This window comes from Patiriisocius marinistellae (assembly GCF_009014635.1).
GTDB classification, from domain to species: Bacteria; Bacteroidota; Bacteroidia; order Flavobacteriales; family Flavobacteriaceae; genus Patiriisocius; species Patiriisocius marinistellae.
This window is the reverse complement of sequence record NZ_BKCF01000001.1, coordinates 604,950-627,639: the sequence shown is the minus strand read 5'-3', so window position 1 is coordinate 627,639 and position 22,690 is coordinate 604,950. Positions and strand designations below refer to the sequence as shown.

The following is a 22,690-nucleotide window of genomic DNA, read 5'->3' as shown; positions in this document are numbered from 1 at the left end:
TTATGCTCAACTACGTTTTAAAACACACAAATCTCCCACAAAAAAGCATAAAAAATACACTTGCTTTATTGGCAGAGGATTGTACTATTCCTTTTATTTCCCGCTACAGAAAAGAAATGACGGGTAACCTTGACGAAGTACAAATTGAGCAGATAGTGCTTTTCAAAGAACAGTTTGAAACTTTGGAAAAACGTAAAGCAACTATCTTAAAAGCAATTGAAGAACAAGGAGAACTCTCAAGTGATTTATCGTCTAAAATTTCCGCAGCCGAAAACCTTACCATTCTTGAAGACCTCTATCTACCCTATAAAAAGAAACGAAAAACAAAAGCTGAAACTGCTCGTAAAAATGGATTAGAGCCATTTGCAAAAATTATTATGAGTCAAAATACACGTGATCTTGAGAGCAGCGCGCAACGTTTTGTTTCAAAAGAAGTTCCTAGTATTGATGATGCTCTTGAAGGTGCACGCCACATTATTGCAGAGTGGATTAACGAACGTACAGATATTAGAAACACCATTCGCAATGAATTTGAGCGGCATGCTATTATAAGCACTAAGGTGGTAAAAGCAAAAGCTGAAGACGAAAAAGCCCAAAAATTTAGAGATTATTTTAAATGGGACGAACCGCTGTCCCGCTGTCCCTCGCATAGACTATTGGCAATTTTACGTGCAGAAAAAGAAGGTTTCATTCGTGTTAAAGTTGAGATTGATACTCAAAGGATTTTAGACCGTATTGACCATCGTATTATCAAATCTAAAGGCGCCTGTGCAGACCAGATACAACTAGCAATTACAGATGCTTACAAACGTCTGTTATATCCTGCATTATCAAACGAGCGCCTTGTTGATGCCAAGAAAAAAGCAGATGAAACTGCCATCACAATTTTTGCGAAGAACTTAAAGCAATTGTTGCTTGGTTCTCCCCTTGGTGAAAAAAGAATCCTTGCCATTGACCCAGGGTTTAGAACGGGCTGCAAAGTGGTTTGCCTAGACGCGCAAGGAGGTTTTTTGTATAACGAAACTATTTTTCCGCATCCACCTAAAAGTGATGAAGCGGGTACGATAAAAACAATTGAGAGGCTAGTTTCTAAATATGATATTGAGGCGATTGCCATCGGAAACGGAACTGCATCAAGAGAAACAGAGGCCATTGTAAAGCGTATTGGCTTTAAAAATAAAATCCAAATTTTTGTAGTAAGCGAAGCTGGAGCGAGTATTTATTCGGCATCCAAAATTGCACGCGAGGAATTCCCAGATTTTGATGTTACAGTACGTGGTGCTATTTCAATAGGCCGCAGACTTGCAGATCCACTTGCCGAACTCGTTAAGATTGATGCAAAATCAATTGGCGTTGGGCAATACCAGCATGATGTTGACCAAGGACAATTACAGCGTTCGCTTGATAATGTAGTTTCTAATTGCGTAAATGCCGTGGGCGTAAATATCAATACGGCGAGTGTACCATTGTTGAGTTCTGTCTCAGGGATTGGAGCAAAATTAGCTGAAAACATTGTCACATACAGGGAAGAAAACGGTGCGTTTAACTCAAGAACCGAAATTAAAAAAGTACCTCGGCTAGGCGGAAAGGCATTTGAACAGGGAGCAGGATTTCTACGAATTAAAAATGGTGACAATCCTTTGGATGATTCGTCAGTTCATCCCGAGCGTTATAAATTGGTGCAACAAATCGCAAAAGATTTAAAGCTTAATATTTCAGAAATTATAGGAAATAGCGCTCTTCTGAAATCTATTCCACTCAAAAATTATTGTTCTGAAGAAATAGGATTACTCACATTAAAAGATATTATTACCGAACTTGAAAAACCAGGATTAGACATTAGAGAGCCTGCAAAAGTGTTTGAATTTAATCAAAGCATACGCACAATTGATGATTTAAAAATAGGACAAATATTACCAGGAATTGTAAATAATATTACCGCCTTTGGTTGTTTTGTAGATGTGGGAATCAAGGAAAGTGGCTTGATTCATGTTTCAAACATGGCAGACACATTTGTAAAAGATGTTAACGAGCATGTACAATTACAACAACAAATTACTGTTAAAGTACTGGAGGTTGATGTAAAGAGGAAAAGGATACAACTTAAATTAGAAAAATAAAAATATTATTCAACTTGCTCAAAATAGCGTACCATCCTATTTATAAATATGCGTTGCCTGAGGGACACCGTTTCCCTATGGCTAAATATAACTTATTGCCAGAGTATTTACTCTCAAATGGGATTTGTACAAAGGATAATTTTTTTAAACCGCAGAAAATTTCCGAAGACATTATTCTTAAAGTTCATGATAAAAACTACTACCATCGTTTACTTACGCTAGAATTAGATAAAAAAGAAATACGGAGGATAGGGTTTCCGCTTCGGAAGGATTTAGTGGAGCGTGGGCATTATATTATTGGCGGGACAATTGAAGGGTGTAAATTTGCTATGCAACATGGTATATCGCTCAATATTGCTGGAGGTACACACCATGCGTATGCTGACCGTGGCGAGGCATTTTGTTTGTTAAATGACCAAGCTGTTGCTGCTCAGTATTTATTGGACTTGGAAAAAGTTTCAAAGATTTTAATCGTTGACTTGGACGTGCATCAAGGCAATGGAACTGCAAAGATTTTTGAAAACAATCCTAATGTGTTTACATTTTCAATGCACGGAGCTAAAAACTATCCATTTAAAAAGGAAAAGAGTGATCTTGACATTGGTCTTGAAGATGGCACAGAAGATGTTGAGTTTTTAACAATTTTGAAAAGCACATTACCCATGCTTATTAATAAAGTAAAACCTAACTTTATTTTTTACTTAAGTGGTGTTGATATTTTAAAAAACGATAAACTAGGAAGGTTAAGTTGTACTCTTGAAGGTTGTGCTGAGAGGGACCACTTTGTGTTTAGAACTTGTAAAGAGCATGGAATTCCTGTGCAGGTGAGTATGGGAGGTGGTTATTCACCAGATATTGATATGATTATTACAGCGCACGGAAATACCTACAAGATGGCACAGGAGGTTTTTTTTAAATAATGGGAAAAGATATTAAAAAAGTTAAGCCAGAATTTAAAAAAGAGTGTTGTGAAAAATATCTCAAAAAAGGGGAGCATAAACGTTGCAAACGGTGTCCTTGTTTTGATATGGATGTTATTACCAGAAAGCTTCGGTTTACTCAAATAAAAACAGATAAACTTTTAAAAAAGAATTTTTAAAACTACCTCTTTAAACTAAAGTGCCCATGATAAATCACTCCTATACTGGGTCTAACTACTTTAAACCAATAGTCTGAAGATGGCATTTTTTTGTTTTTAAAAGTTCCATCCCAACCTTCAGAATCTGGAGTCATTATAATAAGTAATTTACCATATCTATCAAATATGTATATTTCTAAACTACCATCAAGGCCTGCGTTAAAAAGCTGCCATTTATCATGATAGCCGTCATTATTAGGTGTAAAATATACTGGATAGAAAAGTAACAATACATCTTCATTAACAATACCACAGGTGTTTTTATCTCTTACAAAAACAGTATAATTTCCGTTTGCAACATTTGTAAAAATGTGACTATCTTGATATTGCACTCCATTTAGAGAGTATTCGTAATCACCTATTCCGGTTACATTAACAATAATTGTATTGTCATTTGCAGACCAATCTTCAATATCAATACTTAGAATTTGTGCTTCGTTTGACTCTATAACTGTTATTGTTTTTGTTGCACTACAACTTGTAAATGGGGAGGAAACTATATTGTCTGTTACTAGTACAGAATACGTTCCGGGCGCATCTACAACAATTGAAGAAGTTGTTTCACCGGTAGACCACAGGTACTCATCGTAGCCTATTTCGGCATTGAGTGTTAGCGTTTCATCCGTACATAAAAAACCTGTCTCTTGTAAAACAATATCAGGGCTTTGCAATACTCTAATGCTAAATGATGTAGTATCATAACAAAAGGCATTTGCACTGTCTTGAATTCGCGCAAAAATTGTTTCAGGATTTGAGGTGTTTGTGTATGAGCTATTTATTGGATTAGTACCATTACTAGCATCTAACTGGTTTTTAAAATAACTTATAGTATAATTACCTGTTTGATCATTAATTATAAATTCATTTTGAGTTGTAAGATTAAATGTTTCGACTCTATCTTTAGAGGGGTCATCGCATAAGTAAAGTGTTTCTGGTCGATTGGCGATAATTATTCCATCTATTGTGATTAAAAACGATGTGGTATCATAACAAACTATATTGTTGTTGTTTTCAACTCTTATAAATAATTCTTGACTATTTGAGCTTATTTGATATAATGGGGATAACGCTCCATCAGCGTTGTCCGCATCTTCTTGCGATGAGTGATAGGTTACCGAGAAATCATCTGGTGATTGCTGTAATAGTGTTACACTATTAAATTGGTTTAAATCAATGATGCCACGTCCATTTGTATTACCACCTTCACATAAAACAACATCATCAACTGGGTTTGCAATGGCTGCGGCTTCAACAATAAGAAAAAAGCTGTTTATTGCATCACAATCACTATTTCCTGCATTGTAAATACGCGCAAAAATTTCTTGATTATTTGAGGTATTTGTATATAATAATGGTAATCTATTTGTGTCATTTTCTGCATTCATCAAGTTTTCATAAAATGCAACATCAAATTCTATATCAGACTGTCCATTTAGGACTTCTATAATTTTTGTATCTAAATCAAATTCTGCCATAAATCCACTGTCAGATTCATCACACAACACAAAGTCTTCCACGTTTGCAGCCAATGGTACCTTATAAATAGTTACTTCTTGTGTAAGAGTTCTTGTATTGTCTATAGTGTCTACAGTTACATTTACAATATATGTACCAACTGCGGTATAGGTATGCGTTGGGCTTTCAACAGTGGATGTTGTTCCATCTCCAAAATCCCATAAAATAGAAGTAATTTCTTCATTAGAGTCAAGTGTAAATAAAGTTTCATTTCCGAAGCAAGTATTATCTACTTCAAATCCTACATTAAAAAATGATTGTATAAAGGGAGGTAAACCATAAACTGCATTACGACCATTAAGGCTAAGACCTTGACTAACATAGCCTGCTGCAGTTCCTATTTCATTTGGGTTTTCAATAACATCTAAAAAAGGTGAGAGAGCGTTAGTTAAGTATATTCTTCCATCAATAGCTAATTGGATTCCACCTATAAAGTTACCTCCATCGTATAGTATTGTGTCACTGTTTATAATATCTGTTGCATTATTTAGTGTAATATTTAATTGATGGATTTTTGAGATACTTCCATCAACATCAGATATATATAGTAACTCATTGTTTGGAGAAAATTCTAGTCCATATGCGCCTTCACCATTTTCATAAAAAATGCCTTGTATAAAAATGGGGTTTGATACACTTCCATTAAGACTATTAAAATCAAAAATTTCTACAAAGGAATCTGTGTAAGACTGGGCGAGAGCTAAGCGTTCTCCATCTGGAGAAATTTTCATATAGCCAATAGCATTATTCCCATCGCTACCATTACCCTCACCATGATATTCACCTACGGCAGAAACTACAGGAGTTGTGTTAACACCTGCTGCGGTAACCTCATAAGAAATAAAATTATTTGATTCCCATTCATGAGCTACCACCCAATAATCTGTTCCATTATCATGCTCAATTGCAGTAATCTTTTCGGTTGTTGGACTAGAGAGTGATACATTTTTAATGCTTGTAACGTCTCCATTTCCGCCATTTAACGACAAATCTACTTCTGAATAAGTAAGACCATTTATATTAGCCTGAAAATCGACTGAAAAAATATAATAGATATTTGAGAACCCAGGTTTAGGAACAATAATTCCAGACTGCGTGCTGGAAGGGTTACCAAGCAACCCATTACCATTAGGCATAATATTATGTTGTTTATCCCAGACTGTGATACCATCTGTATAAAATAATAATTGTCCATTAGCATTTGATATTGTCGAACAACCTTCTTGCGTAAATAATTCTCCGTCAAGTAATGGGACAGGAGTTCCAGAATTAAAATCAAGACCGGCATTTTCTCCAAAATACCAAATATTAGCTTCACCTTGAGCAAAGGTGCAAAAAGTGATAAAAAATGTAAAAATTAACGTTAGGAATCGTAGGTATAAATGCATAAATATTGTTTTCACCGTGAGATTAATAAACGATTTTAAATATTGGTGAAATTAGGATGTAAATTAATAAATATGGGGAGTTGACAAATTTACAAAAGTTTTGAAATTAGCATAATTAATTTAAATATGTAACACGTTATTAATCAGTATTCTAAAAACAACATTTTAAAAAAATGTAATTCAGAGTAAAAAAAAGAGACTATTATTTAATGACACGTATCTTCAACCACTTTTCAACAAATGCTACACTCAGAACTGGAAACCTTTCTCTTTTAGATCAACAAAAAAAAGAAAAAATTATAGGCTATTATACTTTTATAAGGGCATTAGAAAACTCAATCCCTTTGCGAGTAGATGGTGTGCCGGTACTACTACAACCACACCAAATTATTTCGCTTACACCTATTCAACATTTGCAAATTTGTGAAATCCAAGATGCAATTGTATATCAGTTTAACAAAGAGTTTTACTGCATTAAAGATCACGATAAAGAAGTAAGTTGTTATGGTTTACTTTTCTTCGGAAATGAGACGATCCCTATAATTTCGTTAAATAAAGATGAGCAAGTTAAGTTTAATCTATTGCACGAAATGATTCTTGAAGAATTAGACACCGAAGATACCATCCAAGCCGAAATGTTACGAATACTGTTAGCTCGATTTATAATTAAAACAACCCGTTTATTAAAAAAAGACTTAACAACAACCGAAGCAAAAGATAAAACACTTGATACTATACGGGCATTCAATATTCTAGTTGAAACTCATTTTAAAGAAGCACACAATGTATCTTTTTACGCAAATAAGTTATTTAAATCTCCTAAAACGTTGTCTAATACGTTTTCAAAATTTAAAGTAAGTCCATTACAAATTATTCACGAACGTATAATTCTTGAAGCAAAAAGACAACTAAATTACACTGATAAAACAACCAAGCAAATTGCTTATGATATAGGGTTTGAGGATGCATCTCATTTGAGCCGCATGTTTAAAAAACAAACCGGAACCTCTCCTACAATGTACAAGAAAAGTATAGCTGCTGTATAATTGGCAAAACAAATACTAAGGAATTATTGACATACATTAGGGAAATAGCTCCCTTCTTTTAAGTAGTATATCCTCGCATCTTTGTAGTGTAATAAAAATACTAACATACGGAGATACTTCGATATAAAACTTAAATAATATGAAAACGCTAAAATCAATTTTAGTGGCACTTTTTGTCACTGCTACTGTTCAAAATACTATTGCTCAAGAGACGAACTATCTTGAGGTTCTTGATCCTATATATCTTACAAAAGAAAATCAATCTTTTATTGAGTTGTCAAGTTATGAGCAATTAAACCAAGAACTTATTAAGAAAAGCACATTTGTTTTTAGTAGAGAAATTAGACAAGCTCACAATAATAATGAGCTTTTGATCCTTAATGGAAATGAAAATGCAGTTTCGCTAGAAAAAGCAAATTATCTTAAAGCACTTCGAAAAGCTGCAAATAGAAGCGATAATGTTGAAGAGTTTTACAATTATCTTTCTAATAGTATTCCTGGTTTTAATGCTACTACAATTAATGATAATGATCTTTTTAAATTGTTTGAAGTAGCTAAAAAAAATACCACAAATGGAAAGCTAAACAATATATCTGCAGATTTAAGCTGGCTATAACAACGAATATAACATTAAAGGAAAAATTGACTAATACTAGGGAGTTTTATCCATTTCTTAACGCTGTATATCAATACATCTTTGCTGCATAAAACTTTACTAATTTTAATAACACATATTATGAAAAACACAAAACATAAATCAATTTTCAACTTAATTGAAATTTTTAGAAAAAGAAAAAAAACTATGGTAACTAGAATAAACGCAGTGACTCATTGTAAAAACAAAAGTATCCATGATTATTATTGTGACGCTGAAAAACAAAATTTAGTATCAATCAACGAGTAATCATTTAATTAATATTTCAGAATAAAAACTAATAAAAAATAAAATTATGAACATAATCAATGTACCCACCAGAGCAGAAGTAAATAAAGCAAATCAAACAATTTTTGACAATCTAAAAGAAAAACTAGGTTTTGTCCCCAATTTATATGCAACCTATGCACATAGTGACACAGCACTAGAGAACTACTTAACTTTTGCTAACGCTAAAACCTCTCTTTCTTCTAAAGAAAAAGAAGTTGTAAATCTTGCTGTAAGTCAAGTAAACGAATGTAGCTATTGCTTAGCAGCACATACTGCTATTGCAGGAATGAATGGCTTTTCTAGAGATGAAATTTTAAGTTTACGCGCTGGAGAAGCTCCTTTTAATGCAAAGTTTGATGCCTTAGCTAAACTAGCAAAAAATATTACAGAAAATAGAGGTCGTACGAATGAAACTATTGTTCAAGAGTTTTTGAATGCTGGATTTTCTAAGGGGAATTTAGTGGACACAATTGTATTAGTTGGTGAAAAAACAATTTCTAATTATATCCATAATACAACTCAAGTACCAGTAGATTTTCCAATTGCTCAGCCACTAGAAATAGCCGCAAATTAATTTTATCAATTAAATATAAATAGACTTAAAAATATGAAAAATATAATCACAGTCATCACAATTATTCTTGGTTTTACATCAATGATTAACGCTCAAGAAATAAAAAAATCAATGAATGATGTTACTATTATTTCAGTAGAGCAAACTCCTAGAGCATTTACTCAAAAACAAATTACTGTCAATGCTGGTACGTATATATTTGAAGTTGCAAATAATAATGTAGGGAAAGATGTAGGTTTTGTCCTTATTGCTCAAGGTACAGATGCAACAAACGCTGAAAACCATATTAAAGAAGCATACGTTACTAGTGTTGTTAAAAATAACACGAAACAAACCTCAAAAGAAGTAATCCTTAAAAAGGGAACGTATAATTATTTTTGTCCCCTGAACGAGACACCATTATACACGCTAACTGTTAATTAATAGTGTTTAGATTAAAGAAAAAGCGCCTAAAAAGGCGCTTTTTCTTATATATTTTTTATAAATATTTTGAGAGATTCTCCTTTTGTTACTCCCATTTTCTTTCGTAGATTATAGCGATAATTATCTACACTCGCAGCACTGATACCCAACTGTAATGCAATTTGTTTTGATGTCTGTCCTAAACGAAGCATGATAGCTACTTTTTGCTCCTTCTCATTTAGGTTATTATATTTTTGCTCTAGCTTTGCTCTAAAAGAATCATTTGTTTCTTCTACTTGTTTATAAAGTTGGATTTTTTCTTTGTTGTGCTCAATGTCGTTATTTATAAACTGCATTGTATTCATTAAAATTCCTTTATGCGAATCATTAATTACCTTAACACTTTTAAGCTTTTTCTTTATATTTTCAAGAAGCTCATTTTTCTCTGCTATATGTATTGCAAAATCTGTTATCTGTTTATTTTTAAATTGAACTTCAGTATCTAATGCCTGTTTTTTTATTTTTAAAACTTCTTGTTTTGCCAGTAATGTTTCTCTCTTAATTTTACTTAAACTACGTTGTCTAAAAAAAGAGAATATAAAGAAAACAGCAATTAGGCCTAAGAGACCTATAAAAAACATCCCTCTTTCATTTTGCCTTTTTTTCTCTTCTTTAGTTAACTTGAGTTGTGCATTTCTTGTTTCTAATTTAGCCTCTAATTCATTATAATTAAATTCCGATTGAAGTACACTATATTTATTTTGTTGAAGTACTTCTTTTAAGCTATCGTTTAATTCTTGATGTTTTTTAAAAAAAATTAAAGCATTATTAGGGTCATTCTTTAATTCATAAAGGTTATACAACTCTTCGTAAATTTCTTTCCTACTTTCCCTATACGTTGAAATAGAATTAGATTTTAATATTGCTCTAAGTTCTAAAATAGCATTCTCATATTGTTCTATTTCTTTAAACAATCTCGCTTTCTGTTGTCCAATTTTGATGGTATGAGCTGGATTATCACTCTCTAATGCAGAAACTTTAGCACTATCTAAATATTTATTTGCAACATCTAAGCGTTTATTTTTAGCATATGCATTACTCAAAAACAAATAATCCTCAGTAAGTGTATATGATAAACCATCCTTTTTATCAATATCAATCTCTTTTACAATAACTTTAATCGCCTCATCAAATTTCTCTTCTTGTAAAAACACATCTGCTCTTAATTTGTTAACATTGGATAAACCAACATCGCTTGAAATTTTTTGATACATTATAGTAGCGCTATCAAGATATTTTTTTGAAATTGCATAGTCGTTTTCTTTTAAAAAATAATTTGATAAAAACTCATACGCTCCCGCTATTTCCCACCAAGCTTCAATAGGTTTTGCAATAGATAAGGATTTCTCAATACATTCTAACGCTATCTCTTTATTGTCTGTAGAAAGGTAAATTGAAGCTAGATCTGAATAATTTTCAGCTAAATATGTCTTCAGCTCCTCATCTTGTTGGGGTTTTAATAAATATCTATTTGCTTGAAGAAAACTTTCTAATGCTTTATTATTTCTTTCTAAAAAACGAAAAGCCATCCCTTTAATACGATAACTATAGCCTATTCCTGCAAAATGTGATTCTTCAAAATAATCTGCATACATTAAAGCACTATCTGTAAACTTTAACGCTACATTATCATTCTCATCATAAATTTCTAATAATGCCAATCGATTATATGACCTCATTAAATTAAAACTATCCTTTAATGAAAGACTTAATTCTTTAGCATTTCTTAAATAGTTAAAAGCAGTATCACCAGGATTCCCCATGTAATAATCACCCAAAGCTATAAGATTATCAATTCTTTCTTTCTTTGGTAAATTTTTATTTTTTAAGGCATATTTAAAGCTTTGTAATTTTGCTTCAATATCCTCTTCTTGAGTATAAACTTGGAAAACAACTCCACATACAAACACTATAAATATTATAAGTTTTCTAATATACATATCACAAAACATTGCCTTTTATTGATTATAACCCATTTAATTGCTCATAATTTTCTCACATATTCATTGTGAGATTTAAATGAGGTGTAAATTTACAATAAATTAAGGCTTACGTCGAGAGATGAAAGTTTTGTTTATAATAAGGTTAATAAATTTACACTTACTTACTTTCAATGCTATGAAAGAGAAAAGCCACCAAGAAAGTTCTTGGTGGTTTTTTGTTTTCCTATAAAAAATTAAAGCTTAATTAAATACAACCCTAGTTTAATTTTATAATAAGGCATTTTTTCTTCAAAATGTTCAAAGTATGTTTTAAGACCGTCGGGATTATTTAAATCTGATTTAGCTTTTTGAACTTCGGAAATTTCAGCGTCTGATATAAATTGTTTTAAATCAACCTTAGTGCCCAATTCATGTATCTTTTGTAAATGACCATACACACTATTTTCCATAATCCCACGCTTAATTGCAATATCTGAAATACTCATGCCTTTTTCAAATAACTGAAAACTACGCTCATGTGTGGCCACTTTTGAAGTTTTCTTATCTTTATGCTTAGCTATAACTTGTAGAAATATATCTGCATATTTTTCGAGCTTAGCGCGTCCTACTCCACTTACCTCAGAAAATTCTTGAACGGTGCTAGGCATCTTATCTTCCATGTCTTGTAAGCTAGCGTCACTAAATACTACATATGCAGGCACGCCCATTTCTTTAGCAACTTTTGCCCTTACTGTGCGTAATTTTTCAAATAGATCTTTACCTCTTGTGGGTAAACGTTTTGGTTTTTCAGCCTCTACTGTTTCTTGAATTACATTTGCTAATCGTACGGTTTTACCTTCAAATAAAATTTGCTTTGCAAAAGGCGTAAGCAATAAGCGGCCTTTTTCATGAAACCAGATTTCAAGAACACCTTGATTTAAAAGTTGGATGACATATTGTTGTAAATCTTTCCAAGAGATATCTTTTGCTGCGCCATATGTTTTAATATTTTGATATCCTTTTTCAAGTACTTGCTGGTTTTGAGCACCACGTAATACATCTATCACTGTTCCTAATGCTTCTTGCTCTTTTAAACGAGCTACTGCAGAACATACTTTTTGGGCAATTAATGTTCCATCAAAATATTTAGGTGGTCTTTTACAGATATCGCAATTACCACAATCTTCGGTTATATATTCGCCAAAATAATTTAAAAGCGCTTTACGGCGACAGCTTAATGCTTCGGCAAATTGTTGCATTCTTTCCAGTTTTGCTAATTGAAATTCCTCTGTGGGTGTTCCCGCAGCAAATTTCCGAAGCATCACAACATCTGCAAAACTATAAAACATGAGTGCGTGTGATTTTAAACCGTCACGACCGCCACGCCCAATTTCTTGATAGTAACCTTCAATGTTTTTAGGCATATTGTAGTGAATAACCCAGCGTACATTGCTTTTGTCAATACCCATACCAAAAGCAATCGTAGCAACAATAATAGGAACACGATCATTAATAAAATCCTCTTGTACCTTACTTCGTTCTTCTGCGTCTAGTCCTGCATGATATGCTTTGGCATCATATCCTTTTTCTTTTAATTTTGAAGCAAGCATATCTGTACTTTTTCTACTCAAACAATAGATGATACCACTTTGTTTCCCTCTGCTCCCAAGAAACTTAAAAATTTGTTGGATACGTTGTTGTCCTGGTCTTACATCAAGATAAATATTAGGTCTGTCGAATGATGAAATGTATCGTGTTGCATGAGAAATCCCTAATTGTTTTGTTATATCATCCTGCGTTGCTTTATCTGCGGTTGCAGTTAAAGCAATTATAGGTGTTCCAAGAAATTCTGCTTTTAATCTGCTCAGTTGTGTGTAAGCAGGTCTAAAATCGTGACCCCAAGAAGAGATACAATGTGCCTCATCAATAGCAACTAGATTGATCTGTATTTTTGAAAGGTGGTTTGTAAGCCCCCAGAGGCTTTCGGGCGCTACATAAATAAGTTTGAGCTGGTTAGCAATTAACTGTTCTAAAATTAAACTTTGCTCCTCTTGTGGTTGTGAGCTATTAAAGTACGCAGCAGCAATACCATTACTTTTTAAGGCATCCACTTGGTCTTTCATTAAAGCAATTAGAGGCGAAATTACAATGGTTGTGCCTTCCATTGCTAAAGATGGCAATTGAAAACAAAGTGATTTTCCACCGCCCGTGGGCATAATTGCTAAAGTGTCTTTTCCTTTAAGGACATTTTCAATTATCGCCTGCTGATTGGGCCGAAAAGTATCGTAGCCAAAGTGCTGTTTGAGTAACGTATGTATATGAGTGGGAGTGGTTTCTTTTTGTAGTGCCATTGTACTGCAAAATTACAGAATATTTTTGGGCATAATTAATCAAAAATAGGCGCTTTCGCGCCTATTTTAAAATTGCTGCCGAAAATCAATTATGACTTACTCAACATTAACAGCTCATTACAAATAACCTCAGTCATATATCTTTTATTTCCATCTTTATCATCCCAAGAACGGTTGGTCAATTTTCCCTCAATTGCAATTTCTTGTCCTTTTTTTACATAATTTTCAACAACATTTACAAGACCACCCCAAACTACTATATTATGCCAATATGCACGTTCTACTTTTTGCCCATTTTTGTCTTTGTAACTATCATCTGTAGCCATGCTAAACTTGGCCATTTTATTCCCATCTTTTAAGGTTACAATTTCTGGTTCTTGACCTAATCTTCCAATTAACTGTACTTTGTTTCTTAGTGCATTCATAATACATAAATTTTAAATGTCTCCGTTTTGTGAGACCCGTTATACCTGTAAGGCTTAAATTATATCAAATGATTATCATTCGACACTGCAAACATATAATGACATCAAAGTAACATTCGGTAAATACGCATTTACTATCGTTTGCAAGTAATTGTAATCATTTGTTGTCTTTTTTAACACTTTAAATCAGTGGCTTATGTAATTTTTATAACTTCGGAAATATTAAACGTTTTATATTTCCGAAGTTATAAGTATCCCCATATTACACTTCAACAGAGACAACTACTCCATAAAAAATCCTAAAACCTATAATTTTTTACTACCTTTAAGTACATTAAAATTAACTCCCATGAATACATCAAATGAATGGACTAGAGAAGTTCTTGAAGGCTATATATTTATCTATGTAGCAAATGTAGATTTTAAGGAAAGCTACGAAGAACGCCAACTAATTAGTGACAAAATAGATGCCGAAACTTCAGCAAAATTACATCGCGAATTTGCCAAGGATAACGACTATGAAAGCATCACAAAAATACAAGATGCAATATCGCGTTTAGGATACACAGATGATGAAAAAGAACAACTCATTGAAGACGTAAAAAAACTTCTTACTGCAGATGGTGAATATGACGCCGCAGAGCAAAGTGTATACATGGCTTTAAAAAGAATAATTACTTAATACGCATACTAAACAACTCCCTACGAATACTAAAACACCATTAATTACACTTGGGTTTGAAATTACTTTTGGTCAAAACAAATAGTAATCTCAAAAAATCAAACCCATGAAAAATCTTGTTCTCCTATTCGCACTTTTAGTATCAGCAGCTAGTTTTGGTCAATACAAAACAGCTCAAAATAACAATCAAAAAACCGAAGCTCCCTACCTAGAAATTTCCGAAGCAAATGCCATTATTCCTTTACTTTCTTCAAAGGCAGATGTACATATCACAGGGACAATCGCCCACGTAAAATTAACACAGGTATACCATAACGAGGGCACTATTCCTATCGAAGCAAAATATGTATTTCCCATGTCAACCCAAGCTGCAATTCACGACATGAAAATGAAAATTGGAGACCGTGTAGTAAATGCAAAAATCTTCGAAAAGCAAAAAGCCGAAAAAGTATATAACGATGCGGTAAAAGAAGGAAAGCGTGCAGCAAAATTAGACCAATCTCGCCCCAATGTATTCCAAATGAAAGTGGGCAACATAATGCCCAGTGACCGCATTGCGATTGACATATATTATACAGAGATGTTAACGCCTATAAACGGCGAATATCAATTTGTAGCTCCAGGAGTTGTTGGCCCAAGGTTTACTGGCGAAAATACTAGCGGAGAAGAAACATTTAACCAGCCGTATACTAAAAAGGGGATTGCAGACACATTTGATTTTGACATGAATATGAGTATTAATGCGGGTGTTACGATTCAAAATGTAGCAAGTTCGTCACATAAAATTAATGTGACTTACCCTAAAAAAGACCAAGCAACTGTCTTTCTTTCTAAAAGCAATATAAACCCAGCCAACAGAGATTTTATTCTCAATTACAGTCTAAGAGGAAACGCAATCTCCAGCGGACTCCTATTATACGAGCACGATAATGTAAACTACTTTGCCTACATGATGGAACCACCTGCGCAAGTTCAAGAAAAAAATATCACGGCGCGTGAGTATCTTTTCATTGTAGATGTTTCGGGTTCTATGAATGGATATCCATTAGAGGTTTCAAAAAACCTGATGCGTAATTTGTTGTGTAATCTGCACCCAGATGATACATTCAACGTGCAACTTTTTGCATCGAGTTCAACGGTTTACAGTAGCCTACCAGTTACGGCTACCGAAAATAATATTGAAGACGCCATAAAATTTTTAAGCAATGGCCAAGGCGGTGGTGGAACTGAGCTTTTAAGTGCATTAAATGTTGCGTACAAATTACCAAGAGCAGATGCTGGAAGCGCTCGTTCAATGGTTGTAATTACAGATGGTTATGTGACGGTTGAAAAGGAAGCTTTTAAAATGATAGAAGAGCACTTAGATGAAGCGAGTGTGTTTACGTTTGGGATTGGGTCTAGTGTCAATCGGCATTTAATTGAAGGAATGGCAAAGGTGTCAAACAGCCAGAGTTTTATTGCAACGTCTCAAGAAGAAGCTAGTGATATGGCTTTAAAATTTAAAGAATATATTGCCTCTCCATTATTGACGCAAGTAAAATTTGAGACGAAAGGTTTTGAGGTTTATGATGTAGAGCCCAAGTCTATTCCAGATGTATTTTCGGCACGACCGGTAGTTATTTATGGGAAGTACAAAGGTGAGGCTAACGGTAAAATTATGTTGACAGGCTACCAAGGAAGAAAGCGTGTAAAACAAACCTATAAAGTCGCGGATGGTAACTTATCCAAAGAGAACAAGGCACTCCGTTACCTTTGGGCACGCAAAAAAATTGAACGTCTTGATGACCTCAATACTAATTTTTACACAGATGTGAAACCAGAAGTGATTGCTCTAGGTTTAGAATACAACCTTGCTACAAAATACACCAGTTTTGTTGCCGTCGATGAACTGATTGTGAACCCCAGCGGAAATGCAAAAAAAGTAAATCAACTACTACCTATGCCTATGCATGTTGAAAATAGTGCCGTGGGAGCAGCGGCTAAAGTTACAGGTAAATCAATTATCAAAAAATCGTATACCTTAACATTTGATAAAATTGCATTACCTAAAAATGAGCTTCGAGAAATTAAAGTTTGGTTTAAAGCAACCTTTGGAAAACTTACTAGCACTTATGTCTCTATGTATGGAGACTTGGAGTTTAAATTTGGGAAAGATGGTGAGTTACTTTCGGTTTCATATTTAAAAGATGGAAAATGGATAACTTCTGCTGAAATGTTACAGGCTTTTCAAACCCAACAAATAAATAAAAATAAAGTAGCTAAACAGGTTACAATAAAGGCAACAACAGTAATTTAATCCAAATTAAAAACGGATACTAGACTATCTTCTACGAATACTAAAAGCCCTCAAACAACTCCAGTTTGGGGGCTTATTTTTATACTATCAAATAGAAACAACTCTTAAAACAATAGTATTATGAAACATGTATTTAAAATTTTTGCTTTATGCTTAATCTCACAAATAGGCATTGCACAAGACTTTGGTAATTCAAATGACTACCAAGTAACAATTACAAAAACAGATAAAGAAAATCTTGCTAGTGTACCAGCACATCTCTCAACTATTGATTCTGGAAATGATATCCTCGCTGCATTTGAAGTGGACGCAGCTTCAAACATAGACTCAATTAAAATTAAAGTTTTAGAAAAAACTGGACTTGAAAGTATCTCACAAGTAATTAAAGTAGATGTTATTTATGTAGAATTCTGCAAATACACAATATCGCATTACTTTATGCTTACTACTAAAAATGAGATCATCTCTTTACCTAAATTATCAAATTCAGTTTGTGAAAAAGAAGTAGAAGAAACAGTATATCATTTTCCGTCACAAGTATATGGCGAACATAGTAAAATTGTGACTTCACAGGTATTTTATACAAATTACAATGAAATACATGGAGTTACCGCAACAAATAGTTTTGCATGGAATGATGATGCCTCCATTAGATTATAACCCTATAACAATATTACCCCAACAAGCTTAAGATGACAATAAATATGTGATGTTGAGCACAATCTAAACCTCAATTTAAATAATTAAAGTTATGAAATTCTTCACCACACTCTTAGTTCTGTTCACCCTGTTTCTAGCTTGTGAGAAAGCCTCACTATACAAAAACCTTGAAGCCGAAATGACAATTGGGTTATCAAAAATTCCTTCAAAACAAGAAAATAAACTTGCATTCAATACCAGTAAATCTGCCTACAAAAATACTGCTCAATCAATTGTATTTGTTGCTGGATTTGATGAAGATGACAATACCTATTATACAAATGCTACGGCGTATTTTAAAAGTAAAAACAACCATGTTGTAGAAGGATTATACTCGCTAGAAGAAATTATTAATTGGTTAAATACTAATGCAAATGACATTAATTATAAAAAAATTCATATAGTAACTCATAGCAATGCTTGGCGAGGAATGTCATTGCGAGGTTTAAAAGGTGGGGAGCGCATTACTTTAAAAAACATTGGAAAAACTTCAGAAATGTTACTACAATCAACCCTTGGTGTTACTGATGAAACTTCCATCGTTTTTCACTCTTGCGGACTTGGAAACAATCCAAAATTATTAAAAGAACTCAAAAATATTTTCTCAATGGATGCAAATCCCAAAGTCACCGCTTCACCCTATTTTAATATTTTTGGAGGAAAATATGCGGCGCATTATTTAGCACAACCATTCTACGTTTTTCACCCCACAGCACAATCTCCTGGACCTATGCAATTAGCTCAAGAAATTGAAAAAACATATCCTCACGAAACTATTGATTGGTTCACAGCTTTAAAAACTAGAGAAGAAACAACATTAGGAACGCCTTATTCTTATCGTTTTAATATTCCCGTAGAATGGGAATTTGAATATGAGTCAACAGATGATATTCCACAATTAAACTCTAAAGATGCTATTTTGGATTTCGTGAGCGACAATGATGAAATGGCACTGGCAATGTATGAACTAAATGTGCCTTTAGAAAAATTTAGATGGACATCTAAAATTTCAGAAAACACCTTAAAAATTTACGGGAAGTCGACAGTGCTTTGTGTGTTAAAGCCTGTTATGGATGTTGAAGACAAGGGGAATTATGTTTTTCCAATTGTTGAGAATACGGCTGTTTATACTACGTTATAAAAAATTTATGAAATAATACTATAGCACTTTGACAGCAATAGTATGACAAAAGTTAATAAACACTTTTTTAAAATTTTAACCTAACCGAAGGTTGACTATATTTGAAAGCACATGTACTAATAATGAAGCATCTACTCTATCTTTTACTATTAATCTGCACGATTAGTGTTTCTCAAAACAACGAGTTGCGTCCTTATACTCTTGCAGATGGATTGCCACAATCACAGGTATATGATGTTGTACAGGACAGCGTAGGTTACTTATGGTTGGGAACACAAGGTGGTGGACTGGCTAGGTTTGACGGTGAGGATTTCAAAATTTTCAATGAAAATGACGGCCTGACTTCAAATTACATCCAGTCACTTTTAGTGGTAAAAGATTCGCTATTTATTGGGACTAAAAAAGGGGTGTCAATTCTTGTAAATGAGACTATCACATCATTTAAAGGCCCTCAAGTTCATTGTATTTTTAATGATGGTGAACAAACATATTTTGGTACTAATACAGGAATTTATCAGCTCAAAAAAGATGCTACTCTATCGCAATTAACACTTAGTAAAACACTTAATGACGGAAAAATAAACGATTTCCTTTTTGATGGGAAAAATTATTGGATAGCCTCAAAAGAAGGATTGTTTAGAACAGAATTTCTCTACAAACGGAGCCCTATTTCTCAGGTGCAATTTGGAGATTTTACTTCTTTAGCACTTTATAAAAAAACACTATTTGCTGCATCATTTAATGAAGGAATTTCATTAATTAATATTTCAGAAGAGAAGATTGAGACTATTAAAAAACCTCAAAGAATCAATGATATTGCAATTATTGAAAATCAATTATGGGTGTCCACGGATAATGATGGATTGACTGCAATTAATATTGAAACCTTACAATTTGAAAAAAAGTTGGGTAAGGCAAATGGTCTTTCGGTATCTCACATTAGAAAAAGTTTTGAGGATAGAAATGGCGTAATCTGGATTGCAACTAGCGGTGGTGGGTTTTACAAATATTTCCCCAATCAATTTACCCACTTTGACAAAGACACAGGATTAAATGGCAATCGGGTTTATGCTACGCATGCCGTTGAAAACGCCTTGTGGTTTTCAGTGGCGGAGCGAGGACTTTCTGTAATAGACTCATTAGGAATTAAAAATATAGAATCAATTCAAGGTTTTGAAAATGTAAAAATCAAAACGCTTGCGAGTGATAACTTCGGAAATATTTGGGCGGGAAGCGACGGGAAAGGATTATTATATAGAGAGACAATTAAAGAACAGAACATCGTTGTTTCTGGTGCAGATATTTCAGATATAAAAGTTGATACGCTAGTGACGGTTAAAACTGTGAATCATCTTATTAATGAAAGTAATGGGTTTCCTTCAAATTGGATTAGACAAATTTATGTCGAAAGTAATAACATTTGGGTAGCTACATATGCTGATGGTATCGTAAAATTTAAATATAACAATATTGATGAAACACTTACCATTTTAAATGTTTTTGGAAAAGAGGAGGGCATTGAAGATTTGTTAATTGTTGATTTAAAACCTGATAATCAAAGCCGCATTTGGTACAGTACTCAAAAAGGTCATCTGGGTTATATTGAAGAAAATACTGTTACACATTTAGGTGATGTTTTGAACTCTAATACTTCAATCAATAGTCTTTTATTTAATGAAGATACTTTGTTTTTAGGAACTGCAGGAAATGGAATATGGGCATCTACTGGTTTTGATTACAGCAAATTTCAGAAATTAAAAGGAGCAAAAAATATAACCTCTCAAAATAGCTTTCAACTCATTTTTGATGCTCAAGGAAATCTGTGGACGGGAAGTGAGCGTGGTATTGACAACATTATTATTAACAATGAAAATGAAATTGTCGATGTATTTCATTATGGACGAAACGATGGTTTTTTAGGAATTGAAACATGCTTAAATGCAGCTACGAGGGATGCGCAAAATAATTTATGGTTTGGTGCTATTTATGGCTTAACAAAATACAATACTAACCAAACTACCAATCAAAATAACTTAAAACCCGTACTCCGTTTTGAGGATATTAAAGTGGATTATAGCTCGATAAATACTTTAGGAAAATGGGAGTATCAAAATAATAGTTTACAGTTAAAACCAGAACAAAATCAAATTTCATTCTCTTACCGTACGGTAGATTTAGACCATCCAAAAGCGATACAATATCGTTATAAATTAGATAATACTGAGTGGAGTCCATGGCATAAAAATAATGAACAAAATCTCTTGGGGCTTGCTTATGGAAGTCACATATTTACTGCGCAATCGCGGGATTTTAGATGGCAGGAAAGCAATCCTATATCATTTACTTTTACTATTGATAGTCCTTTGTACGCAAAAGCGTGGTTTCAATGGTTACTTATTGGACTTTTATTATTACTAATTTTCTTCGTGGGGTATTGGTATTTAAAACGTATAAAACGTAAAAATGCTGCCGAAACTAATCGCTTACAATTAGAAAATCATTTGCTTTCACTAGAACAAAAAGCGCTTAGATTACAAATGAATCCGCATTTTATTTTCAACGTCCTTAACGGTATAAAAGCAATGGGCAGTACAGATATGCTGAAGATGAATAATACCATCAATAGTTTTGCAACGTTGCTTAGGGGGATTTTAAATAATTCAAGGAAGGAGACTATTAATTTAGAGACCGAAATAAAAACACTTAAAAATTATATTGATGTTGAATTATTAATGTCTCAAAAACCTTTCATTTATAGTATTGATTTCTTTTCTGAAATTTCCGCAGAAGAAATATTGATACCTCCCATGTTGATTCAGCCATTTGTTGAAAATGCAATTAGACATGGAATTTCGAAACAAACTCAAGAAGGAATTTTAAAAATTACCTTTAAAACCCAAGATGATTTTTTACATTGTAGCATTACTGACAATGGCCCTGGCATTTTTGAATCACAGAAAAACAAAAAAGCAACAGACCATCAAAGTGTTGCCTTAGATGTAACAAAAGAACGTATTGCTTCGCTAAGCAAAAGAGATACGTTACAATTAAAAGAATTAGAAAATAACGGTAAAATTATAGGAACTGAAATCACTTTTTCAATTCCCTTAGAAACAGATTTTTAAAAAACACCCTAACTTTCTCTTTTAAAACCGAAGAAACTAAAGTGAATAAAAATAAAGTTATGCTAACAGCAGTAATTATAGAAGACATGCCAGACGCACTTCATGTATTAATGGAAGAGTTGTCAAAAAACCACAAAGACATTGAAGTCATAGCAACTGCTGGAAGTGTGGTTGAGGCGGCAAAAGTATTACGCAAAGTACAGCCAGACATACTTTTTTTAGATATTATGCTTGGCGATGGGACTGGGTTTGATGTACTTGAAATTTGTCCAGATTTAGAAAGTAAAATCATCTTTGTTACTGCGAGTGATGAATATGCTATTAGGGCTTTTAAATTTGCTGCTATAGATTATGTATTAAAGCCTTATGCGAGTGAGGATTTGGCAAAAGCAATTAATAGAGCAAAAGAACATTTAAAACCCAATCAAGAACGACTCACTATCTTAAAAGATACCCTAGCTGCGCCAGAGGCAAAACCAAATAAAATATCATTACATACCCTTGATAAAATAATAATTGTGAGCCTTGATGATATTGTACGCTGTGAGGCAGATAGTAACAACACTATCTTTTATCTCAATGATAGAAAAAAAATATTTGTAACCAAAACCTTGAAATATTTTGCAGATATGCTTAAGTCATATCGCTTTTTAAGGGTGCATCAAAGTCACCTTGTAAATTTAGATTGTATTAGCGCATTTATTAAAACAGACGGGGGCTATTTATTATTAAAAAATAAAGAAACAGTACCGGTATCTGTAAGAAAAAAATCTGAGGTTATTGAAGTGCTTGATAGTATGCATAAGTAATATAATTTGCATAAAGCATAAAACTAAAAAATGAGAAGCCTCCTCAAACCTCTCATTTTAAAAACAAACTTA

Annotated in this window: 17 protein-coding genes; 13 read left to right on the top strand and 4 right to left on the bottom strand. The window is 33.2% G+C overall.

The features are described from left to right. The first annotated feature begins 2 nt into the window (after positions 1-2). From GB234_RS02800 to GB234_RS15120, 3 genes are read left to right on the top strand one after another with little or no spacing between them, the layout of a single operon-like run. The gene (locus GB234_RS02800) at positions 3-2,120 is read left to right on the top strand and encodes a Tex family protein (protein WP_151892997.1); all 2,118 of its coding nucleotides are present in this window, start codon (positions 3-5) and stop codon (positions 2,118-2,120) included. A gap of 14 nt (positions 2,121-2,134) precedes the next feature. Further along, entirely contained in the window at positions 2,135-3,040 is a 906-nt protein-coding gene (locus GB234_RS02795; protein ID WP_151892996.1) for a histone deacetylase family protein, read from the top strand. Further along, positions 3,040-3,219 (top strand): hypothetical protein, encoded by a 180-nt coding sequence (locus GB234_RS15120; RefSeq protein ID WP_151892995.1) that lies wholly within the window; start codon positions 3,040-3,042, stop codon positions 3,217-3,219. Before GB234_RS02795 ends, GB234_RS15120 begins: the two co-directional genes overlap by 1 nt. 2 nt (positions 3,220-3,221) lie before the next feature. Here GB234_RS15120 and GB234_RS02785 read toward each other — a convergent pair whose 3' ends face one another. Then, positions 3,222-6,161 carry an FIDD domain-containing protein gene (locus tag GB234_RS02785; protein ID WP_151892994.1) on the bottom strand — a complete coding sequence of 980 codons (2,940 nt, stop codon included), beginning with the start codon at positions 6,159-6,161 and terminating at the stop codon, positions 3,222-3,224. Positions 6,162-6,370: 209 nt separating this feature from the next. Between GB234_RS02785 and GB234_RS02780 the strand changes: the two genes are divergently transcribed. From GB234_RS02780 to GB234_RS02765, 4 genes are all read left to right on the top strand, one after another. Then, positions 6,371-7,207, top strand: a complete 837-nt coding sequence (locus GB234_RS02780; protein WP_151892993.1) for a helix-turn-helix domain-containing protein — start codon at positions 6,371-6,373, stop codon at positions 7,205-7,207. Positions 7,208-7,346: 139 nt separating this feature from the next. After that, positions 7,347-7,823: a hypothetical protein gene (locus GB234_RS02775; protein WP_151892992.1), complete on the top strand. Its 477-nt coding sequence runs from the start codon at positions 7,347-7,349 to the stop codon at positions 7,821-7,823. A gap of 334 nt (positions 7,824-8,157) precedes the next feature. Next, on the top strand, positions 8,158-8,706 hold the full coding sequence (locus tag GB234_RS02770) for a carboxymuconolactone decarboxylase family protein (protein WP_151892991.1): 549 nt from the start codon (positions 8,158-8,160) through the stop codon (positions 8,704-8,706). Between the two features lie 33 nt (positions 8,707-8,739). Then, entirely contained in the window at positions 8,740-9,129 is a 390-nt protein-coding gene (locus GB234_RS02765) for a plastocyanin/azurin family copper-binding protein (protein WP_151892990.1), read from the top strand. A gap of 44 nt (positions 9,130-9,173) precedes the next feature. Here GB234_RS02765 and GB234_RS02760 read toward each other — a convergent pair whose 3' ends face one another. The 3 genes from GB234_RS02760 to GB234_RS02750 form a co-directional block, all read right to left on the bottom strand. After that, positions 9,174-11,108, bottom strand: a complete 1,935-nt coding sequence (locus tag GB234_RS02760) for a helix-turn-helix domain-containing protein (RefSeq protein WP_172966833.1) — start codon at positions 11,106-11,108, stop codon at positions 9,174-9,176. Positions 11,109-11,344: 236 nt separating this feature from the next. Further along, positions 11,345-13,441, bottom strand: a complete 2,097-nt coding sequence (recQ, locus tag GB234_RS02755; protein ID WP_151892988.1) for a DNA helicase RecQ — start codon at positions 13,439-13,441, stop codon at positions 11,345-11,347. An 89-nt stretch (positions 13,442-13,530) separates the two neighbouring features. Beyond that, a complete protein-coding gene (locus GB234_RS02750) occupies positions 13,531-13,866 on the bottom strand; it encodes a single-stranded DNA-binding protein (protein ID WP_151892987.1) in 336 nt (111 codons plus the stop codon). A gap of 349 nt (positions 13,867-14,215) precedes the next feature. Here GB234_RS02750 and GB234_RS02745 point away from each other — a divergent pair, with 349 nt between their 5' ends. The 6 genes from GB234_RS02745 (at position 14,216) to GB234_RS02720 (ending at position 22,618) form a co-directional block, all read left to right on the top strand. Beyond that, the gene (locus GB234_RS02745) at positions 14,216-14,548 is read left to right on the top strand and encodes a hypothetical protein (RefSeq protein ID WP_151892986.1); all 333 of its coding nucleotides are present in this window, start codon (positions 14,216-14,218) and stop codon (positions 14,546-14,548) included. Positions 14,549-14,654: 106 nt separating this feature from the next. After that, entirely contained in the window at positions 14,655-16,844 is a 2,190-nt protein-coding gene (locus tag GB234_RS02740) for a VIT domain-containing protein (RefSeq protein ID WP_151892985.1), read from the top strand. A 120-nt stretch (positions 16,845-16,964) separates the two neighbouring features. Beyond that, the gene (locus GB234_RS02735) at positions 16,965-17,504 is read left to right on the top strand and encodes a hypothetical protein (protein WP_151892984.1); all 540 of its coding nucleotides are present in this window, start codon (positions 16,965-16,967) and stop codon (positions 17,502-17,504) included. A 91-nt stretch (positions 17,505-17,595) separates the two neighbouring features. Then, positions 17,596-18,684 (top strand): hypothetical protein, encoded by a 1,089-nt coding sequence (locus GB234_RS02730; RefSeq protein ID WP_151892983.1) that lies wholly within the window; start codon positions 17,596-17,598, stop codon positions 18,682-18,684. 122 nt (positions 18,685-18,806) lie between these two features. Continuing rightward, on the top strand, positions 18,807-21,809 hold the full coding sequence (locus GB234_RS02725; RefSeq protein WP_151892982.1) for a sensor histidine kinase: 3,003 nt from the start codon (positions 18,807-18,809) through the stop codon (positions 21,807-21,809). Positions 21,810-21,868: 59 nt separating this feature from the next. Beyond that, entirely contained in the window at positions 21,869-22,618 is a 750-nt protein-coding gene (locus GB234_RS02720) for a LytR/AlgR family response regulator transcription factor (RefSeq protein ID WP_151892981.1), read from the top strand. The last annotated feature ends 72 nt before the right edge of the window (positions 22,619-22,690 follow it).

Excerpts from the sequence above, each read along its gene's own strand:
- GB234_RS02800 (WP_151892997.1), top strand. The coding sequence starts at position 3 with ATGCTCAACTACGTTTTAAAACACACAAATCTCCCACAAAAAAGCATA.
- GB234_RS15120 (WP_151892995.1), top strand. The coding sequence starts at position 3,040 with ATGGGAAAAGATATTAAAAAAGTTAAGCCAGAATTTAAAAAAGAGTGT.
- GB234_RS02785 (WP_151892994.1), bottom strand. The coding sequence starts at position 6,161 with ATGCATTTATACCTACGATTCCTAACGTTAATTTTTACATTTTTTATC.
- GB234_RS02780 (WP_151892993.1), top strand. The coding sequence starts at position 6,371 with ATGACACGTATCTTCAACCACTTTTCAACAAATGCTACACTCAGAACT.
- GB234_RS02775 (WP_151892992.1), top strand. The coding sequence starts at position 7,347 with ATGAAAACGCTAAAATCAATTTTAGTGGCACTTTTTGTCACTGCTACT.
- GB234_RS02770 (WP_151892991.1), top strand. The coding sequence starts at position 8,158 with ATGAACATAATCAATGTACCCACCAGAGCAGAAGTAAATAAAGCAAAT.
- GB234_RS02765 (WP_151892990.1), top strand. The coding sequence starts at position 8,740 with ATGAAAAATATAATCACAGTCATCACAATTATTCTTGGTTTTACATCA.
- GB234_RS02760 (WP_172966833.1), bottom strand. The coding sequence starts at position 11,108 with ATGTATATTAGAAAACTTATAATATTTATAGTGTTTGTATGTGGAGTT.
- recQ (WP_151892988.1), bottom strand. The coding sequence starts at position 13,441 with ATGGCACTACAAAAAGAAACCACTCCCACTCATATACATACGTTACTC.
- GB234_RS02750 (WP_151892987.1), bottom strand. The coding sequence starts at position 13,866 with ATGAATGCACTAAGAAACAAAGTACAGTTAATTGGAAGATTAGGTCAA.
- GB234_RS02745 (WP_151892986.1), top strand. The coding sequence starts at position 14,216 with ATGAATACATCAAATGAATGGACTAGAGAAGTTCTTGAAGGCTATATA.
- GB234_RS02740 (WP_151892985.1), top strand. The coding sequence starts at position 14,655 with ATGAAAAATCTTGTTCTCCTATTCGCACTTTTAGTATCAGCAGCTAGT.
- GB234_RS02735 (WP_151892984.1), top strand. The coding sequence starts at position 16,965 with ATGAAACATGTATTTAAAATTTTTGCTTTATGCTTAATCTCACAAATA.
- GB234_RS02730 (WP_151892983.1), top strand. The coding sequence starts at position 17,596 with ATGAAATTCTTCACCACACTCTTAGTTCTGTTCACCCTGTTTCTAGCT.
- GB234_RS02725 (WP_151892982.1), top strand. The coding sequence starts at position 18,807 with ATGAAGCATCTACTCTATCTTTTACTATTAATCTGCACGATTAGTGTT.
- GB234_RS02720 (WP_151892981.1), top strand. The coding sequence starts at position 21,869 with ATGCTAACAGCAGTAATTATAGAAGACATGCCAGACGCACTTCATGTA.